Raw genomic sequence first — 22,379 nt, 5'->3', positions numbered from 1 at the left:
AGCCCCATGAACGCGCCCCTACCCCCACAGCAGCACGCCGAACTGAATCCGCTGCATCTCGAACTGGCCGCCCGCCTGCGCAGCGGCACGCAAGGCGAGGTTATGTTCGACCGGGGCGCGCGGGGGCGTTATTCAACCGACGCATCCATCTATCAGATCGAGCCGGTCGGCGTGCTGGTGCCCAAGTCGGGCGACGACGTCGCGGCCGCGCTCAGCCTGTGCCGCGAACTGTCCGTGCCCGTGCTGGCGCGCGGCGGGGGCACCTCGCAGTGCGGCCAGACCGTGGGCGCCGCGCTGGTCATCGACAACAGCAAATACCTGAACCGCGTTCTTGACTTCAACCTGGACGCCATGACGGTCACGGTAGAGCCCGGCATCGTGCTCGACCACCTCAATGCCTGGCTCAAGCCGCATGGCGTGTGGTTCCCAGTGGATGTCAGCACCGCGGCGCAGTGCACGCTGGGCGGCATGGCGGGCAACAATTCCTGCGGCTCGCGATCCATCGCCTACGGCAACATGGTGCACAACGTGCTCAGCATCGATGCCCTGCTGCTCGACGGCACCGCCGCCACTTTCGCCGAAGCCGGCCGCATGGGCAATGCGCCGCCCCGCATACGCGCCATCATCAACAAACTCGACGAAATCGCCGCGCGCGAGCGCGACGAAATCCAGCGCATGGTGCCGGCCGTGATGCGCCGCGTGGGCGGCTACAACCTGGACATCTTCCATCCGCAGAGCCCGCGCCCCTACACGGCCGACGGCCGCGTCAACCTGGCGCACCTGCTGGTGGGCAGCGAAGGCACGCTGGCCTACACCCGCAGCATCACGCTCAAGCTGTCGCCCCTGCCGGCCGCCAAGGCGCTGGGCGTGGTCAACTTCCCCACCTTCTACCAGGCCATGGACACGGCCCGCCACATCGTAGGGCTGGGCCCCTGCGCGGTGGAACTGGTCGACCGCACCATGATCGACCTGGCCCGCAGCAACCCGGCCTTCCGCCCCATCATCGACAGCGCCCTCATCGGCACGCCCGAAGCCATCCTGCTGGTCGAGTTCGCCGGCGAATCCCAGGCCGAACAGCTGTCCAGCCTGGCCAGGCTGGTCGAACTGATGGGCGACCTGGGCCTGCCCGGCTGCGTGGTCGAAATGCCGGACCCGGCGGCCCAGAAAGCCCTGTGGGAAGTCCGCAAATCCGGCCTGAACATCATGATGAGCATGCGCGGCGACGGCAAGCCGGTGTCATTCATCGAAGACTGCGCCGTGCCGCTGGAGCACCTGGCCGAATACACCAGCCAGTTGACCGACGTATTCGCCCGCCACGGCACCAAGGGCACCTGGTACGCCCATGCTTCGGTGGGCACGCTGCATGTCAGGCCCATACTCGACATGCGCCGCGACGGCGCGGAAAAAATGCGCGCCATCGCCGAAGAGGCCGGCGCGCTGGTGCGGCGCTACAAGGGCGCCTTTTCCGGCGAGCATGGCGACGGGCTGGTGCGCAGCGAATGGGTGGCCTGGCAGTTCGGGCCCAGGCTGAGCCGCGCCTTCGAAGAAATCAAAGACGCCTTCGATCCCGACCGGCTGATGAACCCGGGCAAGATCGTGCACAGCAGCAAGATGGACGACCGGTCCCTGTTCCGCTTCAAGCCCGGCTACCGCACCATCCCCCTCACGCCCGCGCTGGACTGGTCCGCCTGGAACGTACACAACGATCCGGCCACCGAGTCCGTCAGCGCGCCCGGCACCGGCGGCGACCCCGCCCAGGGCCTGGCCAAGGCCGTGGAAATGTGCAACAACAACGGGCACTGCCGCAAATTCGACGCCGGCACCATGTGCCCCAGCTATCGCGTCACCCGCGACGAACAGCACCTGACGCGCGGCCGCGCCAACACCCTGCGCCTGGCCTTGTCCGGCCAGCTGGGGCCGCACGCCCTGGCTTCCGACGACATGCGCGCCACCATGGACCTGTGCGTCAGCTGTAAAGGCTGCAAGCGCGACTGCCCCACCGGCATCGACATGGCGCGCATGAAAATCGAGTTCCTGAACCAGTGGCGGCAACAACGCGGGCTGGCGCTGAAAGACAAAATCATCGCCACGCTGCCGCGCTGGGCGCCCTGGGCGGGCCGCCTGCCGTTCCTGTTCAACCTGCGCGACACTCTGCCGGGCGCCGCCTGGCTGTCCGAACGCCTGCTGGGCTTTTCATCGCGGCGCACCCTGCCGAAATGGCGCGGCGACGTCTTCACCCGCCAGGCTTCGACGGCCGATGCCGACACGGCCAACATCGTGCTGTTCGCCGACACCTTCAACAACTATTTCGAAGCCGACAACGCCCGCGCCGCCCTGCAGGTGCTGCAGGCGGCCGGCTACCGCGTCCACGTCGCGCGCCCCGCCGCCAACGACACCCAGCCCGGGCGCCCCCTGTGCTGCGGCCGCACCTACCTGTCGGCCGGCCTGGTCGACCAGGCCAAAGCCGAAGCCCGCCGCGTGGTCCAGGCGCTGCGGCCCTTCATCGCGCGCGGCGTGCCCATCGTCGGCCTTGAGCCTTCGTGCCTGCTGACGCTGCGCGACGAATTCCTGGTCATGGGCCTGGGCGAAGACGCCGAACGGCTGTCCCGCCACGCCTTTCTTTTCGAAGAATTCCTGGCAAACGAACTCAAGGCCGGCCGGCTCGAACTGAAACTGCATCCGCTGCCGGAAAAGCGCGCCCTGCTGCACGGCCACTGCCACCAGAAAGCCTTCGACGCCGTCAAGCCCGTGCAGCAGATCCTGGCGCTGATCCCCGGCCTGAAAGTCGACCTGATCGAATCCAGCTGCTGCGGCATGGCCGGCAGCTTCGGCTACGAAGCCGCGCACTACGACACCTCGATGAAAATGGCCGAGCTGTCCCTGCTGCCCGCCGTGCGCCAGGCGGGCGCCGACACCCTGTTGGTGGCCGACGGCACCAGCTGCCGGCACCAGATCGCCGACGGCACCCGGGCAGAAGGCAGCCGGCGGGCAGAGCACGTGGCCTGTGTGCTGCAAAGGGCGTTAAGCCAAGGGTAGGGGGCGGCTACCCCTGAGGCGTTTCCAGACTAGCTGTACCAGTGCAGCTTGAAGCCCCAATTGCCGACATTAAAGGCGAAGGCAATGCCCCAATAGAAGATAAAGTACGCCCCGCCGGCAACCAGCATGGCCGAGCTGAATTGTTCCAGCCTGCCAGGGTGCCGCGCCGACCAGTCTGTCAGCCGCTTGGAGAACGGCACGATCAGCACCAGGAACAGCACAACCATCACCAGAATCTGCCCCACCCCCTGCAAGGCCATCACCGCGCCTCCATACAGCGGGCTTTCCGAGGCGGCCGCATAGGTCAGAAAATTCCTGAACACCGGAAATGGCCGCCCAATGGCGAACAGCCCCACCAGGAATCCCATGAAGCCTGCCTTGGCCAGCGGCGAGGCGGCCAAGCCCAGCAACCTGGGCGGCAGGCGGCGTAGCATCCCGTCCAGAAATCCAAACGAAATCGCACCCCACAGAAGCAGAACAATGCCGAGCAGCGTGAATGTCACCTGCGCCTGAAACAGGCGCGTTTCCCGGGTGTTGAAGGCGTCCACGCGCTCCGGTCCCAGCGAGCCCACATACATTCCGTAAATGAAGCAAACCAGCAGGACAAAAAGCGAGAAGATGCCGATTGCCTGGATGGCGAGCCGCCGGGGCGACCCGACCTTCTCCGTCGCGCAAGCCAGGCCCGGAAGCATGGCAAATACAACGCAATTGCACGCCGTGAAAGTCGCGGCCAGGCCAGCAATAATTGCGAAGACAAAACCGAAAGCCGCGCCCCGTTCACCATAGGACCCGGCCAGGCTTTCCGTGTCTCCGATGGTCTGGCCCGCGACGATCTCCCGGCCGAAGCCGTCCGCCAAATGAAAATTCCAGAAACCGGCGACCAGAACGCCGACGGCAAGCGCACAGAGCGCCAGGACCAGACGATTGCGATGTGGGGAAAACAGTGTGGCGCGCCCGTCCTGTTCAACGGCTTGGTTGTATGACAACACTTTACGATCTCCTCTTCTGTCTTCATTAAGAAGTCAGCTCAAGACATGTCGTTCTGTTTGTCACCGGTACCGGTGTAATGCGATCGACCGACACACTGAGCGATCCGACCGACGTCCGCTCCGACCATAGGCGCCGGTCGTGTTTTGCTTCCAGCAAAAGAGTTCGATCGGCTGCTTCGTGACGGCACGAATGTCGCTGAGCCTAGCATGAGGGGTTGAGCGATGAGCGTGTTATTCGACGAAATTGCCGATTTGCTCGACGAATCGACATTTTCAACGCTGGTTGTTGTTTCTAGGTCGGTGGCTGGCGTAGTCAGCAGATGGTTACGCGTCTCGTAGTTAGTTTCCAACGAGGTTTTGCCTATCTGGACTCTCCATTCTCGCCGGCGGGAGCTTCGGGGCAGGGGTTGCTGGCCTCTGGTCCGGAACTCCTACCACGTCCAGGGGCCGTGTCCTCGCCCTCCGGGCCGTGGGCCGCACCTACCCCTTGGCCCGCCATCCGCTTGAGACGCGCCACTCCTGACGTCGTTTGGCTGAAAGGGCATCAAGGGTGGGACCAAAAGCAGCAGCCCGAAGCGAAGTGCGGAACCATTCTCCAATCAGACTAAGAAAAACTCGCCAGGGCGAGGCCAGTGAGTCGTCATGCCGATGACTTCGGGCAAGGAATTTGCCCCATCAATCGGCGACATCTGCGTACGAATCCTGGCTAACCGATCACACCCAAAAACTCGCCTACCACCCGATAGCGATGTTCGTCGTCTTCCTTGCTGAGCTTAATTGGACCCAGCGCTGGATTGGTAGATCGCGGTTTCAATAGGATCCGTTGATTCTCAGCGCCGTCTTCGGTACGCGCTTTGAAGCTCTGATATTCCTTGACCGTGTATCGCGAACCAGCGTCGCCGTCCTGCGTATCGGAGCATTCCACCAGCACGATTTTTCCATTACGACTGCCACCCGGGTTCAAGCGAAACAGGCAGATGGCGCCATCAGGGATTACCTTGTTCATGGATTCGCCAACTACATGGCAGGCAAAAATATTCTTTCCCACGGGCATTCCATCGGGGACCGCTACCCATTCTTCATGTTCGACGTGTTGGAGCGCGCTGAAATTGCCCGCTGCCGCTCGCAGGTCATAGAGCGGGACTGCATTGACGTAAGGTTCCAAAGGCTTGCCAGCGTCCGGGAACGCGATGATGTTGGACTTGTAGCTCTCCACATGCCGCTTCAGATAGCGCCTCAGGCTGGCGTCGCATGCGTAGAGGAACGTACCTCGTATGCCTCGCAGCATGATGGTCCGGTAGATATTCAGTATGTACTGCTTGAGCTCATTGGGATCTTCAATGGTCTGCTTTCCGTTTCGGTCATGGTAATTGTTTCGGTCAATGACGATCTGGTCGAGCTTTTCGTCATAGCGGATTTCGTGGCCGAAGATTATGCCGGTGTAGTTCAGGTCATAGCCTTGGGTGGTATGGATGCAGCCCACCTCGCTCACGGCGCCTTTCGCATTGATCCAATCCACGGTCGTGCTGTTCCACCGCAATCGAACTTCATCGATTTCGATGTCATGCAGGTGGGGGGACTTCCTGGAAACCCAGGGCCAGGAGTAACCGGCCACTAGTCGCGCCAAACCGTAGCTGCAATTTCTTTGCTCTATCTCCTTCACCATGTCGGAGATCTCGTCAAAAACCAGAAACTCGTACTTGCTGGAACTAAACTTCTCGTAAGCCGAAAGCCGCATATGCAGTAGATCATCGACAAACCGCACGTAGTTCCGCCCGGCGCGGACCCGGAACTGGGAAGCCAGCGTTATGACCGTGCTGTCCGACGAAGACTTCATGTCTTCGAAGTCAGCCGCGTCGGCATCGGATGGTTTAATGCTCTGATCCGGGTCGTAGAAGAAGACAGCTTTATCTGACTGGTGCGTGACCCAGTTCACCTCGCTGGACGTATTCTTGTCCAATCCAAGAGCCGCGCAGGCCGCGTCGAAGGCTCCGTAATAGGCCCCTAGGTTGACCCGCTTGCGCAGGCGGTGTGACTCATCCACCAGGACGATGTCGTAGCGTTGCTTCGTCAGCTCGGAAGGGCTGATGACCATATCGGGATGCAGGCCTGCAACGTTCCGGAACGCCTTCTTCAGCGTGCTCCTGAACGAGCTCATAGGTACTACCAAGGCCATGCGCGGGCATGGGAGCAATTGCTTGATTTGCCGGAGCAGTTCCCGCACTTCCTGCTCTTCCTCGGAAAACTCGTGCAGATCCAATTCCTCAAGTTCGGAATGGATGAGCTTGAATAGGAATATCGCCAACACCGACTTTCCGGTTCCGGCGCCACCTTGGACTACGATATGTTTAAGCCGGGGGTCGACAAGCGACCGCATTATCTCGATCAGGCCCTGTTGTTGATCGACCGACAGCGATTTGTACGGCGAGTATTTGAAAACATCGGAATTGTCGATGGCCTCGATTGATCTTTGGGCGATTCCGTACTGGAGCAGTCTGTTCCAGGTTTCCCGAAAGATCTTGGAATAGAGCTCATCCCTCTGATAGTAGTTGTGGTCGCTCAGACCGAGATTGCCGTTCAACATGCTGAAACGGCCGTCGGCTGCCATGTACTTTATGAGGGAAGACTCTATATCGAGAGTCGCCGACTTGTTGAAGCGTTCACTGCTGACGAGGTGTACCGTCGTCAACGATCGCTTCTGAGGGTGTTTGAGATGCGTACCCAGGCGAGCGAGCGTGTCTGTAGTCTCGCCGACATAGGCACAGCGTGTCCTTCCATCGCTGAGAATATAAACAAGCGGCCAGTTGTTCGCTGCGTACGCGTTGGTCTCGATTTCCGTAAGCGTTTCTGCCGAGAACCGGTAACGGTTCACTTCGACGAGGTGCGGCTGGGTCATAGCTCGTTGTATTTTTTAGCGGTTCCCTTTGCCTTGTGCACGGGGTACTTTTTTTCGTTCCTTTCGATTTTCTCCAGGACGATTTTCTTTATGTCGAAGTCGTACGCATCGGACAGTAGCAGCGCGTAAGCCAAGACATCGGCAAGCTCTTCTTTCACCTTTTCGCGATCGGCGGCTTCAGGGCGCTTCCATAGGAAAACCTCCAGCAGCTCGCTGGCTTCGATGCTGAGCGCCAAGGCCAAGTCTTTAGGGTTGTGGAACTGCTGCCAGTTTCGCTCGTCGCGAAACTGGCGCAGCCGCTGAATGACTTTTTCCATTTCCTGTCTTTGCGAACGATGTTGGAAAGCATGATAGACCGCTTGGCGCCCAGTTGCACTTTTGGAGTGTGCCCCTGGCGATTCTTGCCCGATCGGCGTGACTTCGTTAAGGCAAGGTTCCTGCGCCGTCTCGAGCTTCGGTCGCCGACGGATTCGCCGTTCGCGGGGCCGGCCGGCCGCCTCGTCTGCGGTGCAGCCAGGACCGCTCTTTAGCGCGTGGTTTGTCTGCATGCACTGTACGAAGGCGACCCGCCTGTCTATCGAATAACGCTTTTTTTTTGGCGGGCAGCGAAGCCGTTATGACGGGAGCTAAATTTAGGCAGACGTGGACAGGACGCGAGTGCTTCGCCTTTGTGCAAAAGCGGCATCCAGTCTATCGATTCGGGAATTCCCTTATATCAGGGCGAGGTAAAGAACCGGATTCAATGCTTGTAAATACCGGCGATCTTTAGAGATGGTGCCCGGGGCCGGAATCGAACCGGCACGCCTTGCGGCGGGGGATTTTGAGTCCCCTGCGTCTACCAATTTCACCACCCGGGCACGGGAGGCGCGCAACCCGAGATGGGCTGGCTGGCGGAAAGCTAGCCATTATAAGCGGACTTTCAGCTTCGCGCAGACGCCGGGGCGCCCTGTTCCGTGACGCTGCCGTCAGCCAGTACGAACCATGCCCTTAGCCCCAGTTTCCGCACCACGGCCGCCGTGTCGGCCAGCGCCATGTTCGAGAAAGCGGTGGACAGGGCGTCGGCCATGGTGGCGGTGCCGGCCAGTACCGATACGCTGCGGTAGCGGGGCTGGGCGCGGCCGGTGTGGGGGTCGAACAGATGGGTATGGCGGCCGGCCGGGTCCAGGGGCGTGCCGTAGCCGCCGGAGGTGGCCAGGGCTTGGTTGTGGACGTCTACCATGGTGTAGACCTGCTCGGGTGCCTGGGGGCGGGCCAGGCCCACGCGCCAGGGCGCGGCGCCGGCGGCGGGGTGATCGTCCAGGCCGCGGATTTCGCCCAGGTCGACCAGGGCGCGGTCCAGGCCGCCGGCGCGCAGCAGCTCGGTGATGCGGTCGGTGATGTAGCCCTGGGCGATGCCGTTCAGCGTCAGGGCCATGCCCGGGCGCTGCAGCTGGATGCGGTTGGGTTCGGCCTGGATGGCGCGGTAGTCGACGCGGGCCAGCGCTGCCCGCAGCGCGGCGGCGGCGGGGCCGGCAGGGTCGGCGCCGGGCTGCAAGAAGTGGTCGGCGTACAGGTTCCACAGGGGTTGCACGCTGGGGTCGAAGGCGCCGCGGGTCAGGCGGCTGTAATGGGTGCTTTCGTTCAGCAGGCGCAGCAGGTCGGCGGGCGGCTCGTCCAGCCTGCCCTGGCGGTTCAGGGCGGCCAGGGCGCTGTCTTCACGGTACAGGCTGAACAGGCTTTCCAGGCGCTGGATTTCGGCCAGCGCCTGCCGCAGCAGGTTTTGCGCGGCGGCAGGGTCAGGGTGGTACAGGCGCAGTTCGGCGTCGGCGCCCAGGGCCACGCCGCGCCAGTGCAGGGGCTCGATGCCGCGTGCCGGCTGGGCGGCGGCGGTGGCGTGGGCCAGGCGCAGCGCGCCCGGCGCCAGGGCCAGGGCGGATGCGGCGGCGGTAATGCCAAGGAAGCGGCGGCGGGTGCGCGCGAAAGTGGGCATGATGGTGTCCGGACGATCAAGGGGTGGGCGCGGGCGTGTCGTGCGAGAAGATGTAGCTTTCGGGTACTTCGTCGAAGGCGGCGACGCGCCCGCCATGCGCCTGGGCAAAGGCATCGGCCTGGGCGCGCTGGCCGAACGGCATGGCGTCTTCGGCGCCCATGCCGCCGATGTAGCCGCTTTCGATGACGTAATAGGCCTGGCGGGCGTCGACCCAGGCGCCCGGGTCGGGTGCTTGCCCGCGCTCGGCGCCCGCCATGTCGTTGACGTAGATGGCGCGGATGGACTTGGGTTCTTCGGGCAGTATGGTGTAGGCGAACACCTGCTTGATGGCCGAGAACCACACGGGGGCGTCCTGCCCCTGCAGGAAAATCTGGCCCTTGGGGCCGGTGTGTTCGTTCAGGGCCATGCCGCAGTAGTGCCCGACGGCTTCGCTGGCGACGGCCTGCGGCGGCGGGGGCGCGGCGGTCTGGCGTTCGTCGGCGCCGCAGGCCGCCAGGCCGGCCAGCAGCATCGCGCCGGCCAGGCGCGCGGCGCGGCGGTAAAGGGCGGGTAGCCGGTTCATAGCGATTTCCTTTGGAAGCAGGCCGCCGCCAGCAGGAAGGGAATGGCGATCCACAGCAGCTGCGCCAGCGCCAGGGTGGCCAGCCCCAGGCTGGCCTGGCTGCCGACACCGGCCATGCCGGCATACATGGAAATGTTCTCGAAGCCGGTCAGGTTCATCAGCCGGTAGATGTCGGACGGGTTGAGCAGCAGCAGTATGTCGAGCACGGCGGGGGTGACGCTGCGGCCCTGGTCGGCGGCCAGCAGGCCCAGCAGCGCCATGTCGTAGATGACGACGAAGAACAGCCACACGGCGATGGCGATGCCGGCCGCGGTGGCGCGCTCGCGCACCAGCGTGCTGATCAGGTAGCCCATGGCCAGGAAGCTGGCGCCCAGCAGCACGCTGGCCGCGATCAGCAGGGCGAAGGGCCGCCAGGCGGCTGCGCTGGCGCCGCCGTGCAGCCATTGCAGGGCCAGGCCGGCGAAGCCGTAGCCTGCGGTGGTGGCCAGCGCCAGGATGGCCAGGTGGCCGACGAACTTGCCGACAATGACCTGCCAGCGCGATACCGGGTAGCTAAGCAGCAGGGCCAGCGTGCCGCGGTCGATTTCGCCGACGATGGCATCGTAGGCCAGCAGCATGGCAATCAGCGGCACCAGGAAGATCGACAGGCTGGACAGGCTGACCACGGTGACCGTCAGCGGGTCGACTTTGACGGCGCCGGTGGGTGAACTGCCCAGCAGGCCCAGCGACAACGCCAGTGCGGCCAGCAGCAGGGCCGTGGCCAGCACCCAGCGGTTGCGCAGGCCGTCGCGGATTTCTTTGCCGGTGATGGTCAGGACGGCGTTCATGGGGTTTTCCGTTCGAGCAGGTGGGCGTAGATCTCGTCCAGGCTGGGGGTGTGGATGTCGATATCGGCGATGGGCAGGCCGATGGCGCCGATGTCGCGGATGGCTTCGACCTTGCCGGATTCGGGGCAGGCTCGTTCGAAGCGCGCCGGGCCGACCTGCTGCCATGGCGCGGGCAGGGTACCGGCCGGCATGGGGTGGGCCAGCGTCAGCTTGATGCGCATAGGCACGCCGATGGCCTGGCGCAGCTGCGCCAGCGTGCCGTCGGCGATCTTCTGGCCGTGCGTCATGACGATGACGCGGTCGACGTGGTTGGCGATCTCGGCCAAGGCGTGCGTGCTGACCAGCACGGTGGCGCCGGCGTCGCGCAGTTCGCGCACCAGGTCGTAGAACATCAGGCGCGAGGCCGGGTCCAGGCCGGTGGTGGGTTCATCGAGCAGCAGGATGCGCGGCCGGCCCAGCAAGGCCTGCGCCAGCGCCAGGCGCTGCCGCATGCCCTTGGAATATCCGCCCACGCGCCGCCGCGCCGCGTCGGCGATGCCGACTCGCTCAAGCAGGGCGGCATTGCGCGTCAGGGGCTGGCGCTTCAGACGGGCATAGAAATCCAGGGTTTCGGCGCCGGTCATGGCGGGGTGCAGGGCCACGGTTTCTGGCAGGTAGCCGATGCTGTGGCGCAGGCGCGCGGCCTGGCGGCTGTCGGCGTCGTGCCCCAGCAGCTGCACGCGCCCATGGGTGGGGCGAATCAGGCCCAGCACCAGCTTGATCAGAGTGCTTTTGCCGGCTCCGTTGTGGCCGGCCAGGGCCACGCATTCGCCGGCGCGCAGTTCAAGGTCGACGCGGCCCAGCGCCTGGTGCTGTCCGTAGTGTTTGCTGGCGCCCGACAGGGCGACTTGAGGGGCGGTCATGGGCGGGCCTTTGTATCGGCGGCGTCGGGCAGGCCGGGCGGGTGCATCAGGGGCGCGCTGTCGATGACGCCGCCCGGCAGCAGCGCCGGGAATTGCGACTGCGCCCAGCGCACGACAGACACCGCCGGGCTGTTGAGCAGGATGCGGGCCGCGGGCGCGCGCCACAGGATCTGGTCGACGATGCCGTTGGGCCGGTAGGCGGTGTCGGCGATGCCGTCGCCGTCCAGGTCGAAGGCGGTGTTGTCGCTCCAGTAGTTGCCGCGGCCGTCGCGCGACCATTCGATGACGCGGGTACCCACGTACTTGACCTGGTTCTGGTTGTTGATGAAGGCGTTGCCGGTGATGGCGTTGCCGTCGGATCCGGCCGTGAAATGGATGCCGATGCCGCAGTCCTGGAAGCGATTGAATTCGAAGCGGTTGTTGTTGGCGTTGTACAGGAACGCGCACTTGGCGCCGCCCTGCACCGCGTTGCCGGCGATGATGGAATCGTTGGCGTAGTTGAACATCAGGCCCTGCTCGCGGCTGCGCAGGGCCACGTTGTTGCGCACCACCAGGCGGTGCGAATACATGATGGCATAGCCGATGTCGTTGTCTTCAGAGATGTTGTCGCTGACTTCGCTGTCGTTGGTGTACATGTAGTGCACGGCATAGCGCAGCTGGCGGAAGCGGTTGCCGCGGAACAGGTTGTGCTTGCTGGTGTTCGAGAAAATACCGTCGCGGCCGGCCGAGATGTCGTTGTCCAGCACCTGGCTGCCGGGGCTGTTCCATACCGACACGCCGTTGCCGCGTTCGGCCACGCGCAGTTCGGTGTTGCCCACGATGCGGTTGGCGCGCACCAGGGCGGCGTCGGGCCCCCACACGTACACGCCCATCAGGTTGTCCAGGATGTCGTTGTGTTCGACCACCGCGTGGTGCGCGTTGCGGTCCAGGAACACGCCCGCGTCCATGTCGGGCAGGCTGAGGCCGGAATGGCGGATGCTGAGCTGGCGCAGCGTGACGTGGGCGGCGCGCACCCAGATGGTGCGGCCCTGGCGTTCGCCCCGTATGACGGCGGAACGGTCGGGCGGGCCCTGCAGGGTAAGGGGTTTGTCGATGACCAGGTTGCCCGGGTATTCGCCGGGCGCCAGTTGCAGCACATCGCCGGCGGCGGCCGCGGCCACCGCCTGCTGCAGGCTGGCCCCGGCCGGCACCGCGACGACGGCCGCCGACGCGCCGCCGGCCAATAGCAGCCCGGCCAGCAAGGCGGCAGGAACGGCCGCGCCGGGCAGCTTGGCGGGTGGCGCATCGTGCATGCGAGCCTAGGCCTTCTTGGGACGCACGATCATGTGGCCGGACATTTCCATGTGCAGCGCATGGCAGAACCACTGGCAGTAGTACCAGTAGATGCCCGGACGGTCGGCCGTGAAGGTGACCGACGACGTGGCTTGCGGGCCGATTTCCATGGCGATGCCGTGGCCTTCGAGCGTGAAGCCGTGGGTCAGGTCTTCGATGACTTCCATGTTGGTGACCACCACGGTCACTTCGTCGCCCTGGTTGACCTCGAACTGCTTCACGCTGAACATGGGCGCGACCGCGATCATGTACACGCGCACCTTGTTGCCGTCGCGCACCACCTTGGCGGCGTCTTCGAGCACCACGCCGTCTTTCTTGGCCAGTTGGCGGGCGTCTTCCCACATGGGGTCGTCGCGCTTCCAGGTGCTGGCGGGATGCACTTTCGAGCGGTGCACCAGCAGCATGTCGTGCGGCTCGGCAAAGCTGGGGCCGTCGTGCACCAGCTTCATTTCGTCGCCGGAAATGTCGATCAGCTGGTCGTTTTCGGGCTTGAGCGGGCCCACGTTCAGGAAGCGGTCTTTCGAGAACTTGTTCAGCGACACCAGCCACTTGCCGTCGGCCTCGCGGGTTTCGCCCATGGTGCTGTGGTTGTGGCCGGGCTGATAGTGCACGTCGAGCTTCTGGATGATGGGATCGACTTTTTCACCCTGGTAGGCGCGGCGCGCCTTGTCGATGTTCCACTTGACCATCTGGCTGTCGATGAACAGCGTGGTGTAGGCATTGCCGCGGCCGTCGAAGGCCGTGTGCAGCGGGCCCAGGCCCAGCTGGGGCTCGGCCACCACGCAGTCGCGTTCTTTGATCTTGCCGGCGAACAGGTCGTCGAGCTTGCGCACGTCGAGCACGGTGACGGTGGGCGAGAGCTTGCCGTTGAGCACCACGTGGATGCCGTCGGGGGCGGCATTGCAGCCGTGCGGCGAGTTGGGCACGGGAATGTAGCGCGTGTACTTCGACCCGTGGCGGCCGTCGACCACCGGCACGCCGCCCATCGTCTTGAAGTCGCCGGATTTGATGGCTTCTTCGATGCGCTTGATGTTGAACACCACCACCCAGTCCTGCTCGTTGGCCGAGGCCTCTTCGACCGTCAGGCCTTTTTCGGAGTTGTAGCAGGTGGCGAAGGAATACTTGCCCTGGTAGTCGGCATCGCCGTTGTCGAGGTTGCCGTCGACCATGACCTGCCAGGCGATCTTCATGGTGTCGCCGTCGATGGCCGTGTAGACGGCGAAGAAGTTTTCCTTGGGGTTGTCGGAAACGATGCCGTCGTTGGGCAGGGGAACTATGTGTTCGCCGTTGGCGAACACATAGCCGGTGCGCGGGTAACGCTGCGGGCGCAGGCCGTGTATGCCCGAGGCGTTGGGGATTTCGACGATCTTGTCGGTTTTCATGACGTCGCAGCGGATGCGCGCGACGCGGTTGTTGGCCTTGTCGTTGATAAAGATGTAGCGCCCGTCGTACGTGCTGTCGGTGAACGACATGTGCGGGTGGTGGGCGTCGCCGTTCAGGTACACGCCGCCCTTGTCTTTCAGGAAGGCGCGGGTTTCAGGCGTAAGGCCTTCGGTCAGGACTTTGCGGCTTTCGTTGGTAACGCCCCAGCCGGTGGCGCTGCAGTGGTTGAACACCGGGATGCGCATCAGTTCGCGCATGGACGGCAGGCCCAGGATGCGGACTTCGCCCGACTGGCCTCCGGAGTTGAAGGCATAGTATTCGTCAAGCTCGCCCGGGGCGATGTGGCCGGACTGGCCTGCCTTGCTGTCTTTGGCGTGCGCACCGGTAAGGTGCGCACCGCCCACGAGCCCCGCGGCACCGGACAATGCGGCGGTGCCCAGGAAGCCCCGGCGGCTGAGTCCGGTTCGGTCGGGTTTCTGATCGGACATGGCTAACTCCTTGGTTGGAACGGCATCGGGCGCCGTTGGGTCAGGGATTGGAGACGGAAGCCGATGCATCATCGGCCCCGGGATTGGGCATGCGCCGCAGTACTGCTTCCTGGGGCGGCGCGCGCCGGCGTTCGCGCTTGGATTTTTTCTGGATCAAGTGCGGGCATTTGCCTTCGTGGTGGTACAGCATCTGGCAGTGCAGGCACTGGATGCATTCGTTGGGGTTGATGGCGCCGGTGGGTTCGATGGCCTGCACCGGGCATTCGACGCCGCAGCGCTGGCACGGATTGCCGCATTCGTGATAACGGCGCAGCCAGTTGAAAATGCGCAGCCGTGCGGGAATGGCCAGGGCCGCGCCCAGCGGGCACAGGTAGCGACAGAAGAAGCGTTCGATGAACAGGCCCGCCGCCAGCAGCGCCACGGCGAACACCACGAAGGGCCAGTCGCGCATGAAGCGCAGGATGATGCTGGTCTTGAAGGGTTCGACTTCGGCCAGCCGCTCGGCAAGGGCCAGGTCGTACAGCGAGAAGCCGAACAGCAGCAGGAAAATGACGTACTTGAGCGTGGCCAGGCGCTGGTTGACGCCATGCGGAACGCTGGCCTGCCGGAGGCCCAGGCGCCTGGCCAGGCGGTTGGACAGTTCTTGCAGGGCGCCGAACGGGCACAGCCACCCGCAGAAGGCGCCGCGGTTCCAGAAAACCATGGAAATCGCCGTGGCGCACCACAGGATGAACACCAGCGGGTCCATCAGGAAGGCGTCCCAACGGAATTCGGTGCGCAGCGCCGTCGTGAAGGTAAGGACGTTCACCACCGACAGCTGGGCCTGCGCATACCAGCCTATCCAGAACAGCGCGAACGCCAGGAACGCCAGCCGCATGCGGTCGTATAGCAGCGGGCGGCGGGCCAGCTGGTCCTGGAAGAAGAAAATGCCCACCAGCACGGCCAGCCCGATGGCCAGGATGGCTACCTGCCCCCGCTTGGCGAACCAGATTTGCTTCCAGAGCGCCGGTGGCGCGTCTTCGGCCATGGCCGGTTCGGCGCTTTCGGCGGGCGCGGCGGCGGCGGGCGCCGGCGGGGTGGGCGCGGCCGCGCCGGCGACGGGGCGCGTATAGGCCCGCGGCAGTTCGTACGGCAGGTCGAAGGTGACGAAGGCCTTGTTCTGCACGCTGAGCACGCGCTGCACCATGAGCTGCAGGCGCCAGGGCGCGGCGGGGTCGAACGTGGCATCGTCGGGCACCACGAACAGCGCCACTTCGGTGAACGACGGCGCGCCAGGGGCGGCGACGTCGGCCAGGCGCTGGTGGTTGCGGTCGCGGAAGCGGAAGCTGCCGTCTTGCTGGATGACTTCGATGCGGTCGAAGATGCCGCCGCGCACGTAGCCCGAGCCCTTGAAAGAATAGGCCCCGTTGCCGGCCACCAGCAGGGCCTGCTGGCCGGGCCGCAGGCGGCCGGACAGGTGCTGCCAGGTGGCGTCGCCCAGCAGGCTGCGGCCGATGGTGGGCACGCTGACCAGCGCGGCGTACAGGTCGATGAAGGTGTCGGCCGGATTGCCGGTTTCGGGGCGGGCGGCGGCGTCGGCGCGGCCGGTGTTGGCGAAGGCCTGGTTGACGTCGGCCACCGACAGGTGCAGGCGCTGCACTGCGCCGCTGTCGAGCAGCGCTTGCCACGGCTGGACCGGGCCGAGGGCGGGGTCGACCTGGCGGGCCGGCGGTGCCGCGGCGGCGGCGCCTGCGGCCGGGGCCGCCGCGCCGATGCCGTGGGCGCGCGCCACGGCGATGGCCGAGCGGGTGATGCTGTCGCCGATGACCATCAGCGTGACGGTGGCGCCGCTGATGATGTCGACGGGCGGCGGCGCGCCGTGGCGGGGCGGCGATTCGATGAAATTCAGGCCCACGTAGCCCTGGATGAAGGCATCGACCCTGGACTGCGGGATGCCGATCAGCACGATGGGCTCGTGGTGTTCGACCAGCCGGGCGCCGGCAATGCGGCCGTCGTCGGCCAGGCCGACGATGACGTCGATGGGCTTGCTGGAATAGCCGCGGGTATTGACCACATCGGTGGTCAGGTAGACATAGCCCAGGGGTTGGTTGCCGGCATAGGCGCGGGCCGCCAGCGGCTTGCCTTCGGGCGGGCCCAGGCGGTCTGCGCCGGGGAAGAGCTCGGCCGGGGGGAAGGCGGACAGGAAATGGGCCAGGCGCTGCGCCTGCGCGGGAGCCGCCAGGACGGCGGCACAGGCAAGAAGAAGATGGAAAAGGACCCGAAGCGTTCGGAGAAAACCTGCTGGAACAACGAGCCCTGGCATGCGGCAACTCTTTTGAATTGTTTACATCCCATACTAAGCAGCCATGCCGGGACGCGCGTTGTTCTAGGTCAAGACAAACACCGGGCCATGAAAAAGGCGCCCGCTGTGGGGCGCCCGATGGCACAAGAAAAGGCGGGAAGGGTTTAGCTGCCGAGCTTGAGAGTGCCCTTCATGATGGCCCAGTGGCCGGGAAACGAGCAGAAGAAGGCGTAGTCGTTGCCGGCGGAAAGCTTGGCCGTGTCGAACGTGACGGAATCGGATTCGCCGCCGCCGATGAGCTTGGTGTGCGCGATGACGCGGGCGTCGTCGGCCTTGACGTAGTTGTTGGCCAGCCCGGCCGTCATGCCGTCGGTGGCCACGGGCTGCATGTCGGCCTGCTTGGTCAGCACCCAGTTGTGGCCCATGGCGGCCTTGGCCATTTTGCCCACGTGCTTCAGGTGCACGGTAAATTGCTTGCAGCTTGCATCGACGACGATTTCTTTGGTGTTGAACTGCATGGCGTCGTTGCTTTCGACGGTGGTCTCGCACTGCGCTGCCAGCACGGGCAGGCTGGCGGCGGAAAGCAGAACGGCGAGAGTGGCTTTGACCAGCATGAGGATCTCCAGTAACAGGGCGACCGCCGGGCCGGCCGATGCCAGCCGCGTGTCGCACAGGGTGAAAGTCTATCCAGGGACGAGAGCGATGACCTTGATTCCGGACAATGGCACAAATTACAAGACCATGATAATGCCCAGCCGGCCCGGCCTTGAAATTCCGGGCCCATGCCCCTATAACTGCCGGGCCCCTGCAACTTTGCGGTTTTGCTGCCATGGCCACGGCCGTGGTTCCGTCCCGTTTTTTGCTTTTTCTACTTATTCGCCATATGAATCAACCCGCTACGCCTTCCACCCCCGAAACCCTGGGCTTTCAGGCCGAGGTGAAGCAGCTGCTGCACCTGATGATCCATTCGCTGTACAGCAACAAGGAAATCTTCCTGCGCGAACTGGTGTCCAACGCGTCCGATGCCTGCGACAAGCTGCGCTTCGAGGCGATCGACCAGCCCGGCCTGTTCGAGGGCGACAGCGAGCTGGCCATCCGGGTCGACTACGACACTGCGGCCCGCACCATTACCATTTCGGACAACGGCATCGGGCTGTCGCGCGATGAGGCCATTGCCAACCTGGGCACGATCGCCCGGTCTGGCACGCGCGAATTCTTTTCGCAGCTGACCGGCGACAAGCAGAAAGACGCGCAATTGATCGGCCAGTTCGGCGTGGGTTTTTATTCGTCGTTCATCGTGGCCGACAAGGTCACGGTGATCAGCCGGCGGGCCGGCGTCCAGCCGGGCGAAGCCATACGCTGGGAATCGGACGGCCAGGGCGAGTTCACCATTGTGGCCGCCGACAAGCCATCGCGCGGCACCGACGTGACGCTGCACTTGCGCGACGACCAGGATGAACTGCTCAATGGCTGGAAGCTGCGCGAGATTCTGCGCCGCTATTCGGACCATATCTCGCTGCCGATCCGCATGGCAAAAGAAGAGTGGGACGCCGAGAAAAGCGAACAGGTCAAGCGCGATGAACTGGAAACGGTGAACCAGGCCAACGCGCTGTGGACGCGCAGCAAGGGCGACATCAGCGACGAGCAATACAAAGAGTTCTACAAGACGGTATCGCACGATTACGACGACCCGCTGGCCTGGACCCACAACCGCGTGGAAGGGCGCAGCGAATACACGCAGCTGCTGTACGTGCCCAAGCATGCGCCTTTCGACCTGTGGGACCGCGAAGGCCGGCGCGGCGTGAAGCTGTACGTGAAGCGCGTGTTCATCATGGACGACGCCGAGCAGCTGCTGCCTTCATACCTGCGCTTTGTGCGCGGGGTGATCGATTCGGCCGACCTGCCGCTGAACGTGTCGCGCGAGATTCTGCAGGAAAGCCGCGATGTGCGCGCCATCCGCGAAGGCTCGGCCAAGCGCGTGCTGTCGCTGCTGGAAGACCTGGCCGAAAACAAGGCTGAAGACTACGCCGCATTCTGGACCGAATTCGGCCAGGTGCTGAAGGAAGGCGCGGGCGAAGACGCCGGCAACCTGGAACGCATCGCCAAGCTGCTGCGCTTTGCCTCGACGCACTCCGGCGACGCGGCGCAGACGGTGTCGTTTGCCGATTACGTGTCGCGCATGAAAGAAGGGCAGGACAAGATCTATTACGTGACGGCCGACAGCTTCACCGCCGCCAGCAACAGCCCGCATCTGGAGATTTTCCGCAAGAAGGGTATCGAGGTCCTGCTGCTGTCCGACCGCGTCGACGAATGGATGCTGTCGTACCTGCGCGAGTTCGACGGCAAGCCGCTGGTGTCGGTGGCCAAGGGCGGGCTGGATCTGGCCGACCTGGCCGACGAAGACGAGAAGAAGCGCCAGTCGGAAGTGGCCGAAACCTTCAAGCCGCTGGTCGAGCGTCTGCAGGCCGCGCTGGCCGAGCAGGTGAAAGAGGTGCGCGTGACGCTGCGCCTGGTGGATTCGCCGGCGTGCGTGGTGGTGGGCCAGAATGAAATCAGCCCGCACCTGCTGCGCATGCTGAAGGCGGCCGGCCAGGAAGCGCCGGATGTGAAGCCGGTGCTGGAGATCAACCCCGAGCATGCGCTGATCGCGCGGGTGCGCGACGCCGACGACGCCGAGTTCGAACAGTGGGCGCGGCTGCTGCTGGACCAGGCGCTGCTGGCCGAAGGCGCGCAGATCGCCGACCCTGCCGCGTTCGTGAAGCGCCTGAACGCGCTGCTGCTGAAGGCATAAGCGGGGATCGCGAGCCAGGCGGACTCAGATGTCTGGCTCTCGAAGGGTGTCAGATACCGTGCTGTTGAGGCGCTCGCTGCCTGCTTCGGTGTCTGGCACCTGTGGAGCCAGACACCTGCCGCGACCTGCCGCGGGCAATCAATTCACTTTGAATCCCGTGGCTTTGACGATGGCGGACCAGCGCTGGGCTTCGGTGTCGAGCAGGCGCTGCAGGTCCTGGCGGCTGGAGCCCACGATGGTGAAGCCGGCATCGCCCAGCGTGCGGGCCGCGTCGGGTGCGTGCAGGGCGGCGGCGCTTTCGGTTTGCAGGCGGTCCAGCACCGCGGCGGGCGTGCCGGCCGGGGCGAACAGGGCGAACCAGGCGCCGAAATCCACTTTTCCGTAGCCGGCCTGGCCGAAGGTGGGCACGCCGGGCAGCAGGGCCGACGGCTTGGCGCCGGTAATGGCCAGGGCGCGCATCTTGCCGCCCTTGACCTGGGGGCCGGCCATCGCGGTAGTGACGAAGGCGGCCTGCACGCTGCCGGATATCAGGGCGGACACCGCGTCGCCGGTAGACCGGTAGTGCACCGGCTCGATCTTCATGCCGGCTTCGCGCGCGAACAGCTCGGCCCCGAAATGGCCGGGCGTGCCGGCGCCGAAGGTGCCGAAGTTCAGGCGGTCTTTGGCCGCCTTGCCGGCCGCGACAAAGGCCGCCAGGTCTTTGTAGGGTGAGCTGGCCGGCACCACCAGCACAAAGTCGGCGCGCACCACTTCAGAGATGGGGGCGAAGTCTTTGGCCGGGTCGTAGTTCAGGTTGCTGTAGGTGGCCGGCGAGATGCTGATCGAACCGACCTCGCCCAGCAGCAGCGTGTAGCCGTCGGCCGGGCTGCGCGCCACGGCCTGGGCCGCGATCTGCCCGCCCGCCCCGGCGCGGTTTTCCACTACCACGCTTTGTTTCAGGCGCTGGCCCAGCTGCTGTGAGAGCGTGCGCGCCACAATGTCCGGCCCGGTGCCGGGCGGAAAGCCGACATCCAGGCGGATGGGGGCATCCGGATACTGCGCGAAGGCGGCGACAGGCAGGCACAGCAGGGCTGCGGCCATCAGGCGGCGCAAGGGTGATTGCATGGTTGGTCTCCTTGGGTGGGGCCGCCGGTGCGTTGCCGGCGGTTGTGCGTGGGTAGTGAGTGGGTCAGCAGACGCGGTAGAAGCACAGTTCGACGCGATCGGGAAAGCGTGCGCCCGTGCCGATGAACAGCTGCTCGTTCAGCCACGCCAGGCCGGGCGCGGCGGTTTCAAAACGCGGATAGGTGCGGAAATAGATGCGGGCCGGATCCACCGGCTGCCCGTGGGCCAGCCGTGCGATGTCGTCGGCGCTGCCGGTGCGGATGCCGGTGTTCTCGACATACACGCGGTGCCCGTCGGTGGTTTCGATGACGTAGCGCGCGTGGATGTCGGTGAACGTGGCGGACCGGATGGACTGGAAATCGGCGCCGCCGGGCAGGATGCTGCCATTGAGCTGCGCGCCTTCGACCCGGCCGCCCAGAATGGGAATGACCCGCCGGCGGCCTTGCGGCGTGTCGCCGATTTCCTGAGGCGGACCGACCTGCACGTGCAGGGTCGCAAGGTGTTCGAGCCGGGGCGGCGCGGGGTGGTCAGCGGCGGTCATGGCGTTCCTTTTGTGGGGCGGTGCAGGGCGGCCGGGTCGAAGCCGGCCAGTTGCTTGTAGCGCAGCGATATGGCCTGCAGTTCATGTTCGGGAATGATCTCGGCAATGTCGGCGAACCCTTGCGGGGCGCGCTCTTCGGCCATCTGCATGACCTGTTCGGGGCCGTTCAGCCGGTTGCGCAGCACAATGCCGGCGGTGCGGGGCAGGCGGTCGGCCTCGTATTCGAGCAGCGCCGTTTCCAGGGCGCGCACCTGGCCTTGCCGCGCCTGCCCCAGCCAGTCGGCCAGGCAGCGCGCGTCCAGGATGGCCTGCGCGGAACCGTTGGATCCGATCGGGTACATGGGGTGGGCGGCGTCGCCCAGCAATGTCAGGCGGCCGTGGGTCCAGCGCGGCAGCGGATCGCGGTCGACCAGCGGGAATTCGTAGATGGCCTGCGCGCCGTCGATAATGGCCGGGATGTCGATCCAGTCCCAGCGCCAGTCGGCAAAGCGATCGGCGAACACCGACTTGTGGACGCTGCGGTTCCAGTCGGTGGCCGGCAGCGTGGCGCCGGGCACGGCCAGTTCGGCAATCCAGTTGATCAGCGACCGGCCGTCGCGCCGCAGCGGTTCGGAGATCGGATAGCAGACGAATTTCTGGTCCTGGTGGCCGGCCATGAACATGGTGCGGCCGTCCAGGTATGGCGGCGCCTCGGTCACTGCCCGCCACAGCATGCGGCCCGAGAAGCGCGGCTCGTCGCCCGATGGATGGAACTGGCGGCGCAGGGCCGAATGGATGCCGTCGGCGCCTACCACCGCGTCGCCGCGGACGGTATGCAGCTGTCCAGTGGCGCGGTTGCGGAAATGCGCGCGGGCGTGTTGGCCGTCCTGGTCGGCGGCCTCGAGCACCATGCCGGTTGCGATGGCGTCGGCGCCCAGCCGGGCGCGCACCGCGTCGGCCAGCAGCATCTGGAATTCGCCGCGGTGTATCGAGAACTGCGGCAACGGATAGCCGGCCTGCAGGCCGCGCGGCTCGCGCCAGATGGCCTGGCCCAGCTTGTTGTAGTAGTGCAGGGCGGATGTGGCGATGGCGTGCCGCGCCAGCGGTTCCAGCAGGTTGAGTTGTTCCAGCTCGTTGACGGCATGCGGCAGCAGGTTGATGCCCACGCCCAGCGGGCGCAGTTCCTGCGCGCTTTCGTAGACGCGGCAGTTGATGCCGCGCCGGTGCAGCATCAGGGCAAGCGTCAGCCCGCCGATGCCGGCGCCGGCGATGATGATGTCCATGGTCTCTCCAGGCGGT

At 65.1% G+C, this 22,379-nt stretch carries 16 protein-coding genes and 1 tRNA gene; 2 read left to right on the top strand and 15 right to left on the bottom strand.

Translation table 11 applies throughout. The features are described from left to right. Positions 1 to 6: 6 nt before the first annotated feature. A complete protein-coding gene (locus J2P76_RS19610; RefSeq protein ID WP_207409527.1) occupies positions 7 to 3,036 on the top strand; it encodes an FAD-binding and (Fe-S)-binding domain-containing protein in 3,030 nt (1,009 codons plus the stop codon). Positions 3,037 to 3,065: 29 nt separating this feature from the next. Here J2P76_RS19610 and J2P76_RS19605 read toward each other — a convergent pair whose 3' ends face one another. From J2P76_RS19605 to azu, 12 genes are all read right to left on the bottom strand, one after another. Then, positions 3,066 to 4,025: a hypothetical protein gene (locus tag J2P76_RS19605; protein ID WP_207409526.1), complete on the bottom strand. Its 960-nt coding sequence runs from the start codon at positions 4,023 to 4,025 to the stop codon at positions 3,066 to 3,068. A 706-nt stretch (positions 4,026 to 4,731) separates the two neighbouring features. After that, positions 4,732 to 6,921 (bottom strand): DNA/RNA helicase domain-containing protein, encoded by a 2,190-nt coding sequence (locus J2P76_RS19600; protein WP_207409525.1) that lies wholly within the window; start codon positions 6,919 to 6,921, stop codon positions 4,732 to 4,734. After that, positions 6,918 to 7,238, bottom strand: a complete 321-nt coding sequence (locus J2P76_RS19595; protein WP_207409524.1) for a nucleotide pyrophosphohydrolase — start codon at positions 7,236 to 7,238, stop codon at positions 6,918 to 6,920. The genes J2P76_RS19600 and J2P76_RS19595 overlap by 4 nt, the downstream gene beginning before the upstream one ends. Before the next feature lie 455 nt (positions 7,239 to 7,693). Continuing rightward, a tRNA-Leu gene (locus tag J2P76_RS19590) sits at positions 7,694 to 7,778 on the bottom strand. Positions 7,779 to 7,840: 62 nt separating this feature from the next. Continuing rightward, positions 7,841 to 8,890 carry an FAD:protein FMN transferase gene (locus J2P76_RS19585; RefSeq protein WP_207409523.1) on the bottom strand — a complete coding sequence of 350 codons (1,050 nt, stop codon included), beginning with the start codon at positions 8,888 to 8,890 and terminating at the stop codon, positions 7,841 to 7,843. Between the two features lie 16 nt (positions 8,891 to 8,906). Then, the gene (locus J2P76_RS19580; protein WP_207409522.1) at positions 8,907 to 9,452 is read right to left on the bottom strand and encodes a nitrous oxide reductase accessory protein NosL; all 546 of its coding nucleotides are present in this window, start codon (positions 9,450 to 9,452) and stop codon (positions 8,907 to 8,909) included. Beyond that, entirely contained in the window at positions 9,449 to 10,279 is an 831-nt protein-coding gene (locus tag J2P76_RS19575; RefSeq protein WP_207409521.1) for an ABC transporter permease, read from the bottom strand. The genes J2P76_RS19580 and J2P76_RS19575 overlap by 4 nt, the downstream gene beginning before the upstream one ends. After that, positions 10,276 to 11,181, bottom strand: a complete 906-nt coding sequence (locus J2P76_RS19570) for an ABC transporter ATP-binding protein (RefSeq protein WP_207409520.1) — start codon at positions 11,179 to 11,181, stop codon at positions 10,276 to 10,278. The genes J2P76_RS19575 and J2P76_RS19570 overlap by 4 nt, the downstream gene beginning before the upstream one ends. Continuing rightward, on the bottom strand, positions 11,178 to 12,473 hold the full coding sequence (locus J2P76_RS19565) for a nitrous oxide reductase family maturation protein NosD (RefSeq protein ID WP_207409519.1): 1,296 nt from the start codon (positions 12,471 to 12,473) through the stop codon (positions 11,178 to 11,180). The genes J2P76_RS19570 and J2P76_RS19565 overlap by 4 nt, the downstream gene beginning before the upstream one ends. A 6-nt stretch (positions 12,474 to 12,479) precedes the next feature. Next, complete coding sequence (gene nosZ, locus J2P76_RS19560) at positions 12,480 to 14,384, bottom strand: TAT-dependent nitrous-oxide reductase (protein WP_207409518.1); 1,905 nt, start codon at positions 14,382 to 14,384, stop codon at positions 12,480 to 12,482. Positions 14,385 to 14,424: 40 nt separating this feature from the next. Further along, positions 14,425 to 16,686 carry a NosR/NirI family protein gene (locus tag J2P76_RS19555; protein ID WP_207409517.1) on the bottom strand — a complete coding sequence of 754 codons (2,262 nt, stop codon included), beginning with the start codon at positions 16,684 to 16,686 and terminating at the stop codon, positions 14,425 to 14,427. A 143-nt stretch (positions 16,687 to 16,829) separates the two neighbouring features. Continuing rightward, positions 16,830 to 17,279, bottom strand: coding sequence for an azurin (azu, locus tag J2P76_RS19550; protein WP_207409516.1), 450 nt, complete (start codon positions 17,277 to 17,279; stop codon positions 16,830 to 16,832). A 269-nt stretch (positions 17,280 to 17,548) separates the two neighbouring features. Between azu and htpG the strand changes: the two genes are divergently transcribed. Next, the gene (htpG, locus tag J2P76_RS19545) at positions 17,549 to 19,456 is read left to right on the top strand and encodes a molecular chaperone HtpG (RefSeq protein WP_207409515.1); all 1,908 of its coding nucleotides are present in this window, start codon (positions 17,549 to 17,551) and stop codon (positions 19,454 to 19,456) included. Positions 19,457 to 19,594: 138 nt separating this feature from the next. Here htpG and J2P76_RS19540 read toward each other — a convergent pair whose 3' ends face one another. The 3 genes from J2P76_RS19540 to J2P76_RS19530 all read right to left on the bottom strand — a co-directional run bounded on the left by J2P76_RS19540 (position 19,595) and on the right by J2P76_RS19530 (position 22,363). Next, a complete protein-coding gene (locus tag J2P76_RS19540; RefSeq protein WP_207409514.1) occupies positions 19,595 to 20,560 on the bottom strand; it encodes a Bug family tripartite tricarboxylate transporter substrate binding protein in 966 nt (321 codons plus the stop codon). Between the two features lie 64 nt (positions 20,561 to 20,624). Next, the gene (locus J2P76_RS19535) at positions 20,625 to 21,101 is read right to left on the bottom strand and encodes a DUF3237 domain-containing protein (protein ID WP_207409513.1); all 477 of its coding nucleotides are present in this window, start codon (positions 21,099 to 21,101) and stop codon (positions 20,625 to 20,627) included. Next, positions 21,098 to 22,363, bottom strand: a complete 1,266-nt coding sequence (locus J2P76_RS19530) for a flavin-dependent oxidoreductase (RefSeq protein ID WP_207409512.1) — start codon at positions 22,361 to 22,363, stop codon at positions 21,098 to 21,100. Before J2P76_RS19530 ends, J2P76_RS19535 begins: the two co-directional genes overlap by 4 nt. Positions 22,364 to 22,379: the final 16 nt, after the last annotated feature.

Origin of the sequence: Bordetella petrii (genome assembly GCF_017356245.1) — a bacterium.
In the GTDB taxonomy this organism is placed as follows: domain Bacteria; phylum Pseudomonadota; class Gammaproteobacteria; order Burkholderiales; family Burkholderiaceae_B; genus Bordetella_A; species Bordetella_A petrii_D.
The sequence above is the reverse complement of the archived record's forward strand: the minus strand, read 5'-3'. Positions and strand labels throughout refer to the sequence as shown.

What these genes read in the sequence shown, in the direction of transcription:
- J2P76_RS19610 (WP_207409527.1), top strand. Translation starts at nt 7, where the DNA reads ATGAACGCGCCCCTACCCCCACAGCAGCACGCCGAACTGAATCCGCTG.
- J2P76_RS19600 (WP_207409525.1), bottom strand. Translation starts at nt 6,921, where the DNA reads ATGACCCAGCCGCACCTCGTCGAAGTGAACCGTTACCGGTTCTCGGCA.
- J2P76_RS19595 (WP_207409524.1), bottom strand. Translation starts at nt 7,238, where the DNA reads ATGGAAAAAGTCATTCAGCGGCTGCGCCAGTTTCGCGACGAGCGAAAC.
- J2P76_RS19585 (WP_207409523.1), bottom strand. Translation starts at nt 8,890, where the DNA reads ATGCCCACTTTCGCGCGCACCCGCCGCCGCTTCCTTGGCATTACCGCC.
- J2P76_RS19580 (WP_207409522.1), bottom strand. Translation starts at nt 9,452, where the DNA reads ATGAACCGGCTACCCGCCCTTTACCGCCGCGCCGCGCGCCTGGCCGGC.
- J2P76_RS19575 (WP_207409521.1), bottom strand. Translation starts at nt 10,279, where the DNA reads ATGAACGCCGTCCTGACCATCACCGGCAAAGAAATCCGCGACGGCCTG.
- J2P76_RS19570 (WP_207409520.1), bottom strand. Translation starts at nt 11,181, where the DNA reads ATGACCGCCCCTCAAGTCGCCCTGTCGGGCGCCAGCAAACACTACGGA.
- J2P76_RS19565 (WP_207409519.1), bottom strand. Translation starts at nt 12,473, where the DNA reads ATGCACGATGCGCCACCCGCCAAGCTGCCCGGCGCGGCCGTTCCTGCC.
- nosZ (WP_207409518.1), bottom strand. Translation starts at nt 14,384, where the DNA reads ATGTCCGATCAGAAACCCGACCGAACCGGACTCAGCCGCCGGGGCTTC.
- J2P76_RS19555 (WP_207409517.1), bottom strand. Translation starts at nt 16,686, where the DNA reads ATGCCAGGGCTCGTTGTTCCAGCAGGTTTTCTCCGAACGCTTCGGGTC.
- azu (WP_207409516.1), bottom strand. Translation starts at nt 17,279, where the DNA reads ATGCTGGTCAAAGCCACTCTCGCCGTTCTGCTTTCCGCCGCCAGCCTG.
- htpG (WP_207409515.1), top strand. Translation starts at nt 17,549, where the DNA reads ATGAATCAACCCGCTACGCCTTCCACCCCCGAAACCCTGGGCTTTCAG.
- J2P76_RS19540 (WP_207409514.1), bottom strand. Translation starts at nt 20,560, where the DNA reads ATGCAATCACCCTTGCGCCGCCTGATGGCCGCAGCCCTGCTGTGCCTG.
- J2P76_RS19535 (WP_207409513.1), bottom strand. Translation starts at nt 21,101, where the DNA reads ATGACCGCCGCTGACCACCCCGCGCCGCCCCGGCTCGAACACCTTGCG.
- J2P76_RS19530 (WP_207409512.1), bottom strand. Translation starts at nt 22,363, where the DNA reads ATGGACATCATCATCGCCGGCGCCGGCATCGGCGGGCTGACGCTTGCC.